This is a genomic window from Robertmurraya dakarensis, from assembly GCF_900156875.1.
GTDB classification, from domain to species: Bacteria; Bacillota; Bacilli; order Bacillales; family Cytobacillaceae; genus Robertmurraya; species Robertmurraya dakarensis.
Genome location: NZ_LT707408.1, coordinates 1,508,834 through 1,524,494, shown reverse-complemented (window position 1 = coordinate 1,524,494; position 15,661 = coordinate 1,508,834). Strand labels below are relative to the sequence as shown.

The following is a 15,661-nucleotide window of genomic DNA, read 5'->3' as shown; positions in this document are numbered from 1 at the left end:
AAGCTCTCCCATACATAATCACTGCCTGTAAATATTTTTTATTAAGTACTATCGGTAAAAGGATTAGTGTATGGCTTAAAATTAGAGGTAATCGCCACAGTTTTTGAGGTCCTGTATAAGTAACGCTTATTTGCTTTCCAAGTATGAAGATCTTGTTCTCTTCTTATATAGGTATAATTAAAACGACTTGTGGAATAAATGCTTAATCCATTCAATAGGCAATTACGAAGGAAATATTTGTCTTCTCCCAAGGACCGATCAGGGAATGGTACCTTTTCCAATGCTCTTTTTTTTGCAATAATTGTACCTCCATGTACTCTTTTCACCCAGCGGTTTTCATTCTTCGGAAACCGTATCATCAACAGCGTGTTTATCTCTAAATAGATAAAGTAAGATCTCTTGCCAATAACATCAGCATCAGTCTTAGCAAAAGCATCCATTGCTTCATCAATATAGGAAGGACCATAGTAGTCATCATCATCAAATTTTGCTATAAAGTTATATTTCGATTTTTCCACACCATAGTTTAGGCAACTTCCAAGAGATACTTCTTCAGGAAGCTGAAAAATGGATACATCAATATACTCCTTCGTACGCTCCCTCCACTCCTCAAGATTAAGAGTGTCCTTATTTAATATAATAATAAGTTCTTTATTCTCCCATTTTTGCTGAACAAAATTAGTAATCAAATTTTCCATAAACTGAAGCTTATTAGTACATGTAATAATTGTTACGCCCTGTTCGTCTAGTTTTTCTTTTGACATGAGTCCTCTCCTCTTTAGATATATAACCTCTAAATATTGGTATGCTAAAAAAGACCTACGGAAACGGCGATTGACCCATCATTTGTGTTCATTCGTTTTTGGTTATGTCTTCTTAGTTAAGCAAAGGGTTGGAGTGCTTTAATTAGTTCATCTGCAGTCTGATAACGTTCTCGTTTGTTTCGACGTACTGCCTTTTTTAGTACCATTCGAAGCTTTTCATTTCTTACAAGCTGATAAGATTCCTTTTTTCGAAAAGGGGCTTTCCCGGTCAACAAATACAAACATATACAAGCACAGCTATATAAATCGGAACTATTGTCTATATGAGCTGAGAATCCATCTGGCCCTTTTTTTAGCTCAGGAGGACGATACCACTTGGTCGCACCCTTGTGGGTACCTTTATACTCACCAGACTCATTTTTTTGAACTGAAGAACCAAAATCTATAATTTTTATAGATTCCGGATTATCATGGAGAATTAGAACATTATGAGGAGTAAGATCACAATGTAGAAAACCACATTCATGTATACTCCTTATACCCTCGAGAATTTTTATTGTTATCTGTACAGCCTTCTTAGGTTCGTAAATTTTCCCCTTTTTAAAGTAGCCAAGTCTGCTGCCCTTATTATATTCCATCACTAGATATGCATATGGTTCTTCTATAAAAATGTCTAATAATCTTGTTACATGTTTACTGCCACCAATGTTTCTCATTATGTCAGCTTCGATCAACGCTTCGTTTATATTGCTCATCCTCTTAATCGCAACTTGAATATCATTCTTAATGTCAAGCGCAAGAAAAACCCTGCTTGTATTCCCTCTGCCAATTACAGATTTCTTTAGTTGATATCGATAGTGCAAACCATCCACCCCATTACCATTGACTTTTCAAAGCAGATAAATTATTTTTACCATTTTATATAAACAAAAAAGCATAGTAGATTCGGTGAAGAAAAGAAGGAACTGTTTGTATATGAAGGTTGCTATTATGTACGTAAGTTCTATAAATAAGCTTATTTTCGATTTAAAACAATGGTGACGGATGAAAAACCCTTTGTATCGATAGGACAAAGGGCTCTCCATTGCTACATTGGCTTAGATTTTTGATAACTGCACAAAAAAATATCTAATTTCTAACTTAATTCCAGGCTTTCTGTCAAAAATCCGTCTCTACATCTACAAAGGGTCTGTAATCGTCTGTATGGGTGATGACTTCACATTCCTTTAATAATTCTTCATCTTCAGCTTTCCAGGAATGTACTTCTTTATTTTCACGTCGAATGTAAACATGATGATATCTATCCGTTGAGTAGATCTTATAGCCTAAGTTCCGGCAACGTTGCTGGAATATATTATCCTCATTAAGACTCTTACTTGGAAATTTAACATTTGGAAAGATAGACTTCCTAAATACTAATGTGCATCCCCCCACATGAGTTGTGTATTTGTTTTCGTTGTACGACCTAAACAATGCAAGCAGATTTTTCCCTTCAAAATATATCGTTTGTGCATCCTTTCCAACCAATGCTGCCTTTGTCGTATTGAGGGCATGCACCGCTTGGGTTAGATACATCGGTCCATAGTAGTCATCATCATCCAATTTTGCGACAATCGGATGTTTAGCTATTGTAATACCAAAGTTAAGGCATTCACCCAAAGTGATATCTGGCTGCTCATAGACTGATACATTTTGATAATTTTCAATTCTTTCCCGCCATTCTTCGATATTCATATTAGATCTGTTTAATATAATAATAAGTTCCTTGTTTTCATATTTCTGTCTGTTATAATTATCCAATATATTATTCATTTGGTCTTGTCTTATCGTACATGTTATAACCGATACTCCATTCAACTTATCGTCTTCTCTGTTAAAAGTGTCCTCAACAAGCTCTCCTTTATAAGGATTATAATCGTCACCACCAATATAAGGTTCATAATTGTCTGTGTAGTCTACAATCTCACAATCTTTCAGGACACTCCTGTCACTAGATCTCCACGTGTGTTTTCTTTTGTTTTTATGCCTAATAGATACATAATAATTTTTATCCGTGGAATAAATCTTAAAGCCTTGTTCTTCGCACCTCTCTTGGAAAATGACATCCTCTCCTAGGTTTCGGTCAGGAAACGTGACTAACGGATAAATCGACTTTTTCCATACGAGTGTTCCTCCGCCTAGATGAGAATACTCAAAACCAATACCGTTGATATAACAATTTTCGTTCCCTGGCTTGCGGATAGCGAGCAAATTTGTTGCTTTGAAGTAGGTACTAACCGACATTTTTCCAACAATTGAAGCATCAGTGGTAGCAAGTGCGTGAAGAGCTTGAGAGAGATAATTTGGGGCATAATAATCATCATCATCAAATTTGGCGATAACTGGATATTTCGCTACCTCTATGCCAAAATTCAGACTAGCCCCTAAACTCAACTCTGGAAGTCTGTAAACAGAAACATTTTTATATCTTCTTGCGTATCTTTTCCATCTTGGGGTATTCATACCTGCTCGATTTAATATGATAATTAGCTCTTTATTCTCACATAGCTGTCTATTAAAATTATCAATAATTCTAAAAAAACTTTTTTTCCTTTTAGTAACTGTGATTATTGAAACTCCTTCCATTTTTATTCCTTCCTTCTAACTGGGAGTCCGTTCACATCGAAATAAACTTCTTCCCAATATCTTGTCATACGAAGTCCCCACTGAATCTTTAACTCTTCTTGACTTATGGCAAGGTTCTTTGCCAACTTAAATGCTAAATAAGGTAAATTAACCCCTGCTGCGGTGCAATGGACTATGGTTCCCTGAATACGCGGGTTAACTTCAATAATTTTAGGTTTATGATGACGATCCCTTCGAACCTGGACACCGATATTACCATGAAGACCAAGTTCGTTCACAACCTGAGTTGAGTATTGAATTACATCATCTTCTTTGATAATCGTACTTTTTACAGAAATTCCGTTTAAGATTTCATCTCTTAATCTTGGAATTGCTACTATCACTTCTCCATGTTTCGCTAATATATCAACACTATATTCTTCAAAGGGAAGATACTCCATAACCATCGTTTCGGGGATGGCAGATGTGCTTTTTAAAGTGTCAAACAATTCACTAAAACTTATATAGACAGAGGATGGCTTAGCGTAAAATAATAGTTCCATACGGTTTTTTTGCTCGTCGAGTATACGAAACCCACGGCTACCGTCAGATATAGTCGGCTTTATACAAACGGGAGTTTCAGGATAACCCAATGCAAAAATCGCTTTGCGTAATTCTTCTGGTGTGTTAACGATTGTAAATTGGGGTGTAGAGATTCTTTTGGTATCCAGTGCCTTAAATAGTTCTCCCTTATTAATTGCTTTTTCTAATGAGCTATAATTTGAAACCGAAACCTCAGTGCCTATTTCTCTAAATTTCTCGATATTTTTTGAGAAAGGCAGTAATTCTTGAGATACCATAGGCAGGATAACATCGATACTTTCCTTTGAGCATAGCTTCATTATATGTTTTATAAATTCAGGATTTGAGGCCTTAGGGACTGTAAAGAACTTATCAACCATCGACTTTGCAGCTACATTTTCGTTAATATCGACTCCAATAACTGTAAACTTCATGTCATTGACATCCCGCAGGGACTTTATTACTCCCGGTGCACCTGGAGATCCAATTCCTGTTATTAATACTGTCCTGGTTTGAGACATTGCTAAACTCCTTGCTTTGTAAAATGGATAGAACTCACTTAGCTCGTCTTAACTTTGGATAGTGAGTTCCTCCTTTTTAGAGTATTCAAGTAAACCTGCAGGGTTCTTATTTGTTTTGCCTTTTTTATCTGATTACGCCTATTTTTGTTGACAATCTATAATTAGCCCTCTCACTTAAATAATTTTATAAATAGAATATATTAAATAGTAAGGGGTGAAAAAAATGCAAAGTATACAATATGAAAATCAAAGAGTTTTAATACTTGCTCCTCATGCAGATGATGAGGTGATTGGATGCGGTGGTGTTATTCAAAAATACCTCGAACATCAGAGTACTGTGAGAGTTGCCATCGCCACTTTTGTTTATGGTGATTATCAAAAATATTACAAAGAAAAAAGCTCGTATGTGAACTATAGTGGAAGTGTCCGTATAAAAGAATTGGAGACAGCCTATAAAACTTTGGGGATAAATGATTATGTTATCTTTTATGATGATAAAGAAGGGACAAACTACCATAGTAAACTGGATACTATTCCAAGAGTTAACTTGGTATCAAAAATTGAAAAGGAAATCGATGTATTTAAACCAACTGTAATTTATATTCCCTCAATAACAAAACACCAAGATCATACTGCTATGCATCAGGCTGCCTTAACAGCTATTAGACCATATTTTTGGAATGGATCGGTGTTCGTTTATGAAACAGATGGTGAACTTACTTTTAGCCCCAATATGTTTGTTACATTAAATAAAGAACAAGCTGAAAAAAAGGCAAAGGCTTTAGCAGCTTTTAGAACTCAAATTGGTGGCAGTAATCATCCAACAAATCCTGAATTTCTATTGACAAAGGCTATATTCAGAGGTCAGATGGTTTACAGTAGTTATGCAGAAGCATTTCAAATAATTAGACTTCATGCATAATGCGATAAAAAAGGGACGAGGTAACAGATTATGCATATTCATCCCTCGATTAGTCACGTTTAAAATATCTCCTTTGAAATAATTTTTTTAAGTAACCCTTTACAACCTGTAGAGATTAATTCATAGGCTTTTTCAAAATCCCCGGTATAGTAGGGATCAGGGATATCCGTGTATTCTGCCCCGGTAATAAAGTTGGTAAGGTATTGGATATTAATATCATTATCTCCAGCTAGTTCCTTAATCGCCTTATGATTTCTACTATCCATGACAATAATTAGATCAAAATTCTTTAAATCTTCTTTTGTTACTTGCCTAGCGACAATATTCTCGTATGGAATTTTCCTCGATGATAAAACTTTACATGTACCCTGATGTGGAGGGTTTCCTTCATGCCAATTGCCGATGCCAGCTGAATCAATTTGTACTTTTTTACTTAAATTATGTTGATGTAAGAGGTCACGGAAGATTGCTTCAGCCATCGGAGAACGGCAAATATTCCCATGACATACAAATAAGATAGAGCCCATTTTAATCATCTCCTCTTCAAATTAAGGATTGGGAAAAAATTTGAAGTTCCCCATCTCTTTTTACATTATTAGAACGAATCTGAAAAGGTGAATATATCCCTTTGAAATATTCATTCTTCACCTGAATATACCTTTGCCAGATCAATGCTAAAAAGCTGTATATTAAAATGAAAAAACAGGAGATCAACTGAGATCTCCTGTCCTTTTATCTGGTTACTATTACGGTTGGATTTGTACTATTTCTCTCTTGAAATTCAACCAGCTTGTCAACCAATTTATCCGCTGTAATCGGTGGACTAAAATAATATCCCTGCACCTGATGACACTTCTGCATCTGCAAATATTGAAGCTGTTCAATATTCTCAACACCCTCAGCGATTACTTCAATATTAAGATGTATCGCAATTGAGACAATCAAGGAAATGATGGCTGCTTCTCGATTATTAACACCGATATCCATCACGAAGGAACGGTCGATTTTAAGCCGATCAATTGGAAGTTCCTTTAGATAATTCAGAGAAGAATATCCCGTCCCAAAATCATCTACAGCAATTCTTACGCCAAGTTCCTTCAAATCTCTTAGAATAGCCGTTGCATTCTTAACATCCATTGTCATACTTTCGGTAATTTCTAATTCCAAGTATTGCGGGGATAATTCAGTTTCATGCAGAATATTTTCAATTGTATCGACCAAATTTTGCTGAAAAAATTGTTTTGTTGAAAGGTTCACTGAAACGCCAATAGAAGGAATTCCACTATCATGCCATTCTTTCAGCTGTCGGCAAGCTTCCCGTAATACCCATTCTCCGATCGGAATTATCAGACCAGTCTCTTCTGCAATCGGAATGAATTGACCTGGAGAAATGAGTCCCTTCTTAGGATGATTCCACCGTATCAAGGCCTCTAAAGCTAGCATTTCCCCCGTACGCAGGTCAACCTGCGGCTGATATACGACAAAAAGTTCTTGATTAGCCAGTGCTTGATGTAAATCTTGTTCAAGGACAAGCCGTTCTAAAAACTGTTGATCCATACTAGAATGATAGAACTTATACCGCATGACTTCTCTTTGCGCTTCTGCCATTGCAATATGCGTATGCTTAAGCAATTCCACACTATTATTGCCATCTTCCGGATAAATGGCAATCCCAATATTCAGTGTAACTTTGAGCAGGAGATGCTGAATCTGAAAAGGTTCCTCCATGACCTCTTGTATTTGCCTGCACAGAGCTGTCACTTCATCTTCATTTTTAATTGATTTAAACAGTATGGTAAACTCATCCCCTCCCATTCTTCCTAAGAAAATTGCCGAAGGGAGAGTATGACGAAGTCGTTCAGCTACGGACTGAAGAACCAAATCACCAAACGCATGACCTAATGATTCATTGATGTTTTTAAAGCGGTCAATATCTAATAATAACAGGGCATGCCTTTTCTCATGGTCATACATCACAGCATTCTCGAGCTTTTCAGTGAAATAACGGCCGTTAGGGAGCTTAGTCAGCTCATCATGATAGGCCATATAAGCAAGTTGTTCTTGTGCCTCTTTTTGCTTCTGAAAAGGTTCTTCAACTGAAGTGTGATAAAATGCTCTCATTAAGAAATAAAATCCAGCTAATTGGAATAAATGCCCTAAGAAGTTCGTAATATCATAGACACTTCGATAAGAAGTAAACATGGAATCCCCAATAATAAGATAGACAGATGCTACAAGCAGCATGATATGGAGAGTTTGATTTGCTTTAACCTTTAACTTTCTAACTAAAAAGAAAATACAGACAAGCTGAATGAAAATAGCTGTATACTGTAGACTATTTTTCAATAAAGTTGTTCCCACCCCATCTATTACCAATTCAGGCAGTAAATGATTAGGGTAGAAAATGATTACACTCCAAATCAGTGCATATAATGATGCAGCACCATAGGCAAACCATCTCCATTTCGGTCCTACTCGTCTTTCTTCTGACAAGATAATAATTAAGAGCCCTGCTCCCTGCGTTAAACGGGTAATCATATAAAACCACGTTGCCTTATAGGGTGAACTTTCCGATAGAAAAAAAGGCATTCCTTTGTATGAGAGCATGTGAAATACTTCTAAAATCCCTATTGAAAAGAATAAAGCTCCGAGCCATAATCGATAGTTAGATAGAACATGAGGAAACATCAACCAAGCCTGCGTCGCAATTGTAAAAGCAGACGTGATGATGATTGATTCCATAATAATATGGATGGATACATAATTATGCTCTTCAAAAATACCATATAAAGATTCTTGAAAAATCATCGCAAACATAATCACAAAACATGATGCGACGATAATCCATCCGTTCGTTTTCCAAAAGTGATTATTTGTCCAATCTGTTCGCATAAGTTCACCTTTAATTGTGGGATATTTTTATAACAAAAAACCGACCTCAACATACAAAAGGCCGGTTGCACTACTAACTCCCAGCCATTCTGAAGTGCCCATTATAAATGACCGATCATCGTTTCCAGATCATATTTAATATGTAAAAATAATCATCTCCAAACTATTCTTGGAGGTCTGTCAAATCTAATCTCATTATAGTTATTTAGTCCCGAAAAAACAATGACAGTTCTGTTAACATTTACACCACTAAATTTTCATTAAAGAAACCTCAGCCATTTAACATGGCTCAGGCTATTTATTTTTTATCTTTATTAAGAATATTTGCTGCAAGCATTTTTCCTGTTGGGGTAGCAGCCAGACCTCCTAATCCGGTTTCCCGGTGTGCTGCAGGCATGCTTTGCCCGATGATAAACATGGCCTGAATGACTTCATCGCATGGAATACGGCTTGTAATCCCCGCTAAAGCCATATCAGCAGCGGTGATTGCGTTGGCTGCACCCATTGCATTTCTTTTAACACATGGAACCTCTACCAATCCGGCGACAGGATCACAAACTAGTCCAAGCATATTTTTTAATGAGATCGCCATGGCTTCTGCACACTGACGCGGACTTCCTCCCGCCATTTCAACGATGGCTGCTGCTGCCATTCCGCTGGCAGACCCTACTTCCGCTTGACATCCGCCTGCAGCGCCGGATATAGAAGCATTGTTTGCTACCACAAATCCAAAGGCAGCTGCTGTAAATAAAAATTCAATCATTTCCGTTCTTGTTGGATTCAGCTTTTCCTTTAAAGCAAATAAGGTACCTGGTACCACACCAGCGGAACCTGCAGTCGGTGTCGCGCAGATCGTCCCCATTGCAGCATTCACTTCATTAGTCGCAACCGCTTTGCTGACTGCATCGAGCAGGAAGTTTCCAGCCAGCGATTTTCCTGTTTTAATATATTTCTGCAGCAGGACGGCATCTCCTCCTGTTAAGCCTGTTACAGATTTAACTCCGTTCAATCCTCTCTCAACCGCTTGTTCCATCACAGTTAAATTACCATCCATCTTCTTCATGATTTCTTCTTGAGATAGTCCAGCAACTTTTATTTCTTGTCTAATCATCACCTGGGCAATTTTTATTTTCTCCTTTTCGGCGATTTCCACCAATTCCGATACACTCCGAAACATACAAAATCCTCCTGATCTAGTTAATTTTTACTCCACCATTACGATTACTTCTGTTATGTTCGGTAGTGCTTCTAATTTCTTTAATACGAACTCATCTATTTTTTCATCTACTTCAATGACCATCATTGCCATTTGCCCTTTTTTCTTTCGAGAAACTTCCATATGACTAATATTAATCTGCTGTTTCGCCAACTCAGTGGAAACAGCAGAAATTACACCAAATTGATCATTATGAACCACTAAAATGGCTGGACTTTCCCCAGATAGTCTAAATTTAAATGAATTTAATTCTGTAATTTCAACCATTCCGCCGCCAATCGAAACCCCTACCAGTTCAAGCTCCTTTTTTTCATCATGCAAGTGTATTTTAACTGTGTTTGGGTGATCTGTTACGCTTTCTTCAATTTTAAATTGAACTTCCATCCCCAAATCCTTTGCCAATGTAAAGGATTGTGGAATACGTTCATCAAAAGTATCAAAATCAAGTAAGCCGCCAACAATAGCGACATCTGTTGCGTGTCCCTTATACGTTTTTGCAAATGAACCATAAAGAGAAATTTCTGCTTTTTTAGGCTGCCTTCCAAATAATTTTCTTGCTATCCTTCCAATCCTTGCGGCGCCAGCAGTATGGGAACTCGATGGTCCGATCATAATAGGACCAATAATGTCAAAAGCAGATCTATATTTCATGGCGATGCTCCTTCTATCACAGGTTGTATTCTAACTTGCTATAAATATATATTCCCTTTTTATATTTATATGGGTCTATTACTAAAAGGTTTTTCACCACAGATCTTTTTCTCTTCAAATTTCCGTTTTGCGCCCATTCTTTTTATATATTTTTTGAAAAAAACTTCTCGAAAAATTGTCCAAAAGACCTTTTATCCTGTAGAAACAATGATTACAATGAACAAGTTAACTTTTTATTTCTGCGATTGATACTGTATAATAAAAAATAACGTATATAAAATTGGAAAGGCTGATACAGATTGGAACAAAATTCTTCAAATTTTATTAGAAGTATTATAAAGGAAGATTTAGAAACGGGAAAACACAATAATATCATCACTCGTTTTCCTCCTGAACCAAACGGCTACTTACATATTGGACATGCAAAATCGATCGTGATTAACTTTGGTCTAGCAGATGATTTTAATGGAAAAACAAATCTGCGTTTTGATGATACAAATCCATTAAAAGAAGACCAGGAATATGTTGATTCCATAAAAGAAGATGTGAAATGGCTCGGATACGATTGGGATGACTTAAGATATGCGTCAGATTATTTTGAGGAAATGTACAATCGCGCTGTCCTTTTAATTAAAAAAGGAAAAGCATATGTTGATGATTTAACAGCCGATGAAATTCGTGAGTATCGCGGAACATTAACAGAGCCTGGTAAGGAAAGTCCTTTCCGCAACCGCACTATTGAAGAAAACCTTGATTTATTTGATCGTATGAGAAATGGTGAATTCGGCAACGGCGAGAAGGTGCTGAGAGCAAAAATTGATATGTCTTCACCAAATATCAACTTGCGTGATCCGGTCATTTATCGGATAGCTCATGCCACACATCATAATACTGGGGACAAATGGTGCATCTATCCAATGTATAGCTTTGCCCATCCGCTTGAGGATGCTATTGAAGGGGTTACCCACTCGCTATGTACAACAGAGTTTGAAGACCAACGTCCTCTTTATGATTGGGTAGTGAGAGAATGCGAAATGGAAAGTGTACCACAGCAAATTGAATTTGGCCGCCTGAACATCCAACACACAGTGATGTCTAAAAGAAAGCTAAAACAGCTTGTCGATGAGAAATTTGTAGACGGCTGGGATGATCCGCGCATGCCAACGATTTCTGGTTTAAGAAGAAGAGGTTTCACACCTGAAGCCATCCGCGAGTTCGTAAAAGAAACTGGTGTATCAAAAGGATCAGGTTCCGTCGACCCGGCTATGCTCGATCATTTTGTACGTGAAGATTTAAAATTAAAAGCGCCGCGTACAATGGGAATATTAAGACCGCTTAAAGTAGTCATTACAAACTATCCCGAAGATAAAGTCGAAATGCTTGATGCTGAAATTAACCCAGAAAATCCAGAAATGGGTACACGTCAAATTCCGTTCTCTAGAGAAATTTATATTGAACAGGAAGATTTTATGGAGAATCCTCCTAAGAAATACTTCCGTCTTTTCCCAGGGAATGAAGTGCGATTAAAGCATGCGTATTTCATTAAATGTGAGGATGTTATTAAAGACGAAAATGGAAATGTCGTCGAAATCCATTGTACTTATGATCCGGAAACAAAAAGTGGGACAGGGTTTACGGGAAGAAAGGTGAAAGGAACGATCCATTGGGTTGACGCAAAACATGCTCTCCCTGCAGAGTTCCGCATTTATGAACCTTTAATATTAGATGAGCCAAAGACAGAGGAATTTGAAGACGAGGCTGCTGAAAAAACATTCCTTGATCAAGTTAATCCTAACTCACTTCAGGTGATTCAAGGGTATGTTGAACCAAATATGAAAGACGTCAAAACACAGGATAAATTCCAGTTCTTCAGACATGGTTACTTTAACGTTGACCCCAAACATACTACACCAGAAAAACTAGTATTTAATTTAATCGTTTCACTCAAAAGCTCATTTAAATTATAAAAGACCAAACCTCATCAATGTGCAAAATAAAGCCTGCCGGATAAATCAACCTTCCCGGCAGGCTTTATTATTGATAAAAACAAACTGTCCACTCCACACAAACAAATGTCCACGAATGGTACCAGGTACCTAATTATTAAAAGATGGTGACACTTTCGCTTGAGTCGGTGAATTCTCTTGTCCGTCTTGCAATTTCTTCTGGGTCCACTTGTTTCTGTGCAACACCCGTCTCAATTGCTGCCTGCGCAACACTTTTTGCTACTTCTGCTGCGACACGAGGATCAAACGGAGCTGGGATGATATAGTCCTCAGATAGTTCATGCTCTTCGATTAAATTAGCGATTGCATAAGCAGCAGCAATTTTCATTTCTTCATTAATGTCCGTAGCTTGGACGTCAAGTGCTCCTCTAAAAATACCTGGGAATGCTAATACATTGTTTACTTGGTTCGGAAAATCCGATCTTCCTGTTCCGATGATTCTTGCCCCTGCCTCTTTAGCCTCATCAGGCATAATTTCAGGAACTGGATTAGCCATTGCAAATATAATCGGCTCTTCCTTCATCGATTTAATCATTTCTTGCGTTAAAGCACCTGCAACTGAAACTCCGATAAACACATCAGCATCAACAACTACATCCTCAAGCTGACCTTCAATTTTTTCATTATTCGTAAATCCAGCCACTTCCTCTTTTACCGGATTCATACCATAAGATCTGCCTTTAAAGATCGCTCCTTTTGTATCGCACATGATCATATCATTTACACCTAGGCTGTTAAGCAGCTTTGCTATCGCTACTCCTGCAGAACCTGCGCCATTAATAACTACCTTAATCGTAGATAAGCTTTTTCCTGTAATCTTTAAAGCATTAATTAATCCAGCTAGTGTTACGATGGCAGTTCCGTGCTGGTCATCATGAAATACAGGAATATTCATTTCCTTTTTTAAACGTTCTTCAATGATAAAGCAATTTGGTGCTGCAATATCTTCAAGGTTAACCCCGCCAAAAGTCGGCTGCATCAACTTTACTGTTTCGATAATCTTCTCAACATCATTTGTATCTAAGCAAATTGGGAATGCATCAACACCCGCAAACGATTTAAACAAGACTGCTTTACCTTCCATAACTGGCAGCGCTGCTTCTGGACCAATATTTCCTAAACCTAAAACCGCTGTACCATCAGATACAACTGCTACCATATTTCCTTTCATGGTGTACTCAAAAACTCTGCTCTTATCTTCAGCAATATCCTTACAAGGCTCCGCAACTCCTGGAGAATAAGCTAAGCTTAAATCCTTTGCATCCCTCACAGGTACTTTTGATGTTACCGATAATTTCCCCTTTGCCTCTTTATGAAGTTGTAGTGCTTCCTCACGTAAATTCATTCCCTTTTCCCCCATCAATTTAAAATTTATTTTTTATTTAACCTTCTAGCTACCCCAGACAATCTAGATAACTGAATGGCAGTTTCCAACTTTCATTACTTCTGCATCCTTATAAATACATTTGCAAAATTCATGCCACTTGTTTTAAAAATTCAAAATTGTCTAACTTTAATTCTGTATATTAATCAGACCTACGGCTTTTGCACCCTGTTTTTATATTAATTAAAACATAAACAACATAAATATATTAGTTTTAAAATTAAAAAAACTGTTTGATTTTAATACAATATAAAATACTCTTGTATGGAATCAAGATTTGTTGAAGTAAAAGTTAACTGACCCAAAAAGTCCTTTCGGGTCAGCTCTTTTACAAGAGATAATAGCTCTTAAATGGACACTTCGCTCCATTTTTGCTAGTTAACAAAACCTCTCCACAGGAAAATTATTTAACGTCCTCAATTTGTTCACGAAGAATGAACTTTTGTATTTTCCCACTAGCGTTTCTAGGGAGCACATCAACAAAGACATATTTTCTTGGGCGCTTATAGTTCGCTAGATGATCACTGTTTCTGCAGAAATCTTCAAGTTCTTGTTCAGTTAAAGCAGGATCCTTCTTAACGACAAATGCAATAACTGTTTCACCCCATTTTTCATCAGGCTCACCTAGGACAGCCACATCTAAAACTCCAGGATGCTCGTAAATAACATCTTCAACTTCACGTGGATATATATTTTCTCCACCACTTATGATCATATCATCGACACGATCCTTAACCCATAGGTAGCCCTCTTCATCAAGATATCCAATATCCCCTGAATGGTACCAACCTTTATACATGGATTTTGCTGTCGCCTCCTCGCGATTGTAATAGCCGCTCATCATGCATGGCCCTTTTACAATTATTTCTCCTGTTTCTCCTGCCGGAACCACATCATCTGGATCTGAAGGTCCGTTTTCATTTGGACGAACAATCCGGATTTCATGGTTTAAACAAGCTTGCCCTGCTGAACCCGCCTTTCGAATCTGATCTTCTTCCGATAAAAACGTAATAGCAGGTCCCATTTCAGTCATTCCGTATGCTTGAACAAGGGAGATCCCGAGTTTTTCCTGGCAAGCATACACTAATGTTGGGGCCATTGGTGCTGCTCCATACAAGCCCAATTTTAAACTTTCAAGATTGTATTGAGATAAATCTTCCTGCAGCAGCATATTCCACATCGTAGGCGCTGCAAAGAATTTCGTGATTTTCTCTTTTTCTATTAACCTTAGGACCTCAGCAGGATCAAAATGATGCATGATGACACTAGAGGCACCACAATGAACTCTCGGAATGATATTACAATGCAATTCTGCACAATGGAACATCGGTGCCGTAACAAGTCCACGATCATTTGAACTTAGCTTAGTCCCAACAATACAAATTAAGCTTTGTTCTGCCATATCACGATGGCGATGTATAACCCCTTTTGGCCGGCCAGTTGTCCCGCTAGTGTACATAATTGCATAAATATCATTCTCATCAATATTAGCTACTATATCAGTATGTGGAGCTGACTGAACCTTTTCTTTGTAGCTAGCCCCATAGGAGGCTGCATCATCATCAATACTCCAGAAAGAAATATGTGAAAATCTCTCTGCAATCGGGGTAATGCCAGACTCCAGCATTTTTTCAAAGAGTACCACCTTTGGTTCCGCATCGCCTAAAATAAAAGCCACTTCTTCTGACATGAGACGAAAGTTAATAGGGTTAAAGACAGCACCTATCTTTGCACAAGCAAACAGAGCTGTTGCCATTTCTTCTGTGTTAAATAAATAAGTAGATACACGGTCACCCTTTCTAACTCCTTCTCTTAAAAGGGCATTTGCCAGCTTATTGACCTGAATGCTCCACTCCTTGTATGTGTACCTTACATTTGTTCTAACATCATAAATGGCTTCCTTATTTGGAAACTTCGATACCGTTAAATCGAAAATTCTCCCTAGTGTAACCGTCACTATAATTCCTCCTTTAAGATATGTAAAATAGAATTGACTTAAGGACCATGCCACACCTGCTGAACTTCCTAAAAAAACTATTGAAGTGTAATACATCTATTCTACAATATTTTATTAAATTTTAAATATTTTTATTTTTAAATTTTCACAAAATATTAAGAT

The 15,661-nt window shown here is 37.3% G+C and carries 12 protein-coding genes and 1 riboswitch; of the genes, 2 read left to right on the top strand and 10 right to left on the bottom strand.

Annotation, left to right across the window (positions count from 1 at the left end; translation table 11 throughout):
* Positions 1-41 precede the first annotated feature (41 nt).
* From CZ487_RS08565 to CZ487_RS08545, 4 genes are all read right to left on the bottom strand, one after another.
* Entirely contained in the window at positions 42-764 is a 723-nt protein-coding gene (locus CZ487_RS08565; protein ID WP_077211701.1) for a glycosyltransferase family 2 protein, read from the bottom strand.
* A gap of 116 nt (positions 765-880) precedes the next feature.
* Positions 881-1,627: a serine/threonine-protein kinase gene (locus tag CZ487_RS08560; RefSeq protein ID WP_077211700.1), complete on the bottom strand. Its 747-nt coding sequence runs from the start codon at positions 1,625-1,627 to the stop codon at positions 881-883.
* A 295-nt stretch (positions 1,628-1,922) separates the two neighbouring features.
* Complete coding sequence (locus tag CZ487_RS26150; RefSeq protein ID WP_084783151.1) at positions 1,923-3,389, bottom strand: glycosyltransferase; 1,467 nt, start codon at positions 3,387-3,389, stop codon at positions 1,923-1,925.
* 2 nt (positions 3,390-3,391) lie between these two features.
* Positions 3,392-4,471: an ATP-grasp domain-containing protein gene (locus tag CZ487_RS08545; protein ID WP_077211699.1), complete on the bottom strand. Its 1,080-nt coding sequence runs from the start codon at positions 4,469-4,471 to the stop codon at positions 3,392-3,394.
* Between the two features lie 223 nt (positions 4,472-4,694).
* On the opposite strand from CZ487_RS08545, the gene CZ487_RS08540 reads away from it, so the two are divergent.
* The gene (locus CZ487_RS08540; protein WP_077211698.1) at positions 4,695-5,393 is read left to right on the top strand and encodes a PIG-L deacetylase family protein; all 699 of its coding nucleotides are present in this window, start codon (positions 4,695-4,697) and stop codon (positions 5,391-5,393) included.
* A gap of 59 nt (positions 5,394-5,452) precedes the next feature.
* Here the strand turns inward: CZ487_RS08540 and CZ487_RS08535 are convergent, their stop codons facing one another.
* From CZ487_RS08535 to sdaAB, 4 genes are all read right to left on the bottom strand, one after another.
* A complete protein-coding gene (locus tag CZ487_RS08535; protein ID WP_077211697.1) occupies positions 5,453-5,920 on the bottom strand; it encodes a low molecular weight protein-tyrosine-phosphatase in 468 nt (155 codons plus the stop codon).
* A 205-nt stretch (positions 5,921-6,125) separates the two neighbouring features.
* Positions 6,126-8,285: a putative bifunctional diguanylate cyclase/phosphodiesterase gene (locus CZ487_RS08530; RefSeq protein ID WP_077211696.1), complete on the bottom strand. Its 2,160-nt coding sequence runs from the start codon at positions 8,283-8,285 to the stop codon at positions 6,126-6,128.
* A gap of 51 nt (positions 8,286-8,336) precedes the next feature.
* Positions 8,337-8,420: riboswitch (cyclic di-GMP riboswitch) on the bottom strand.
* 163 nt (positions 8,421-8,583) lie between these two features.
* Complete coding sequence (gene sdaAA, locus CZ487_RS08525; protein ID WP_077211695.1) at positions 8,584-9,462, bottom strand: L-serine ammonia-lyase, iron-sulfur-dependent, subunit alpha; 879 nt, start codon at positions 9,460-9,462, stop codon at positions 8,584-8,586.
* A gap of 27 nt (positions 9,463-9,489) precedes the next feature.
* Positions 9,490-10,152, bottom strand: coding sequence for an L-serine ammonia-lyase, iron-sulfur-dependent subunit beta (gene sdaAB / locus CZ487_RS08520; protein WP_077211694.1), 663 nt, complete (start codon positions 10,150-10,152; stop codon positions 9,490-9,492).
* 299 nt (positions 10,153-10,451) lie between these two features.
* Here sdaAB and CZ487_RS08515 point away from each other — a divergent pair, with 299 nt between their 5' ends.
* Positions 10,452-12,119, top strand: coding sequence for a glutamine--tRNA ligase/YqeY domain fusion protein (locus CZ487_RS08515; protein WP_077211693.1), 1,668 nt, complete (start codon positions 10,452-10,454; stop codon positions 12,117-12,119).
* A 136-nt stretch (positions 12,120-12,255) separates the two neighbouring features.
* Here the strand turns inward: CZ487_RS08515 and ystJ are convergent, their stop codons facing one another.
* Both ystJ and CZ487_RS08505 read right to left on the bottom strand, forming a co-directional pair.
* Positions 12,256-13,503 carry an NADP-dependent malic enzyme gene (gene ystJ / locus CZ487_RS08510; protein WP_077211692.1) on the bottom strand — a complete coding sequence of 416 codons (1,248 nt, stop codon included), beginning with the start codon at positions 13,501-13,503 and terminating at the stop codon, positions 12,256-12,258.
* A gap of 442 nt (positions 13,504-13,945) precedes the next feature.
* Positions 13,946-15,499 (bottom strand): fatty acid--CoA ligase, encoded by a 1,554-nt coding sequence (locus tag CZ487_RS08505; protein ID WP_077211691.1) that lies wholly within the window; start codon positions 15,497-15,499, stop codon positions 13,946-13,948.
* Positions 15,500-15,661: the final 162 nt, after the last annotated feature.

Excerpts from the sequence above, each read along its gene's own strand:
- CZ487_RS08565 (WP_077211701.1), bottom strand. The coding sequence starts at position 764 with ATGTCAAAAGAAAAACTAGACGAACAGGGCGTAACAATTATTACATGT.
- CZ487_RS26150 (WP_084783151.1), bottom strand. The coding sequence starts at position 3,389 with ATGGAAGGAGTTTCAATAATCACAGTTACTAAAAGGAAAAAAAGTTTT.
- CZ487_RS08545 (WP_077211699.1), bottom strand. The coding sequence starts at position 4,471 with ATGTCTCAAACCAGGACAGTATTAATAACAGGAATTGGATCTCCAGGT.
- CZ487_RS08540 (WP_077211698.1), top strand. The coding sequence starts at position 4,695 with ATGCAAAGTATACAATATGAAAATCAAAGAGTTTTAATACTTGCTCCT.
- CZ487_RS08535 (WP_077211697.1), bottom strand. The coding sequence starts at position 5,920 with ATGGGCTCTATCTTATTTGTATGTCATGGGAATATTTGCCGTTCTCCG.
- CZ487_RS08530 (WP_077211696.1), bottom strand. The coding sequence starts at position 8,285 with ATGCGAACAGATTGGACAAATAATCACTTTTGGAAAACGAACGGATGG.
- sdaAA (WP_077211695.1), bottom strand. The coding sequence starts at position 9,462 with ATGTTTCGGAGTGTATCGGAATTGGTGGAAATCGCCGAAAAGGAGAAA.
- sdaAB (WP_077211694.1), bottom strand. The coding sequence starts at position 10,152 with ATGAAATATAGATCTGCTTTTGACATTATTGGTCCTATTATGATCGGA.
- ystJ (WP_077211692.1), bottom strand. The coding sequence starts at position 13,503 with ATGAATTTACGTGAGGAAGCACTACAACTTCATAAAGAGGCAAAGGGG.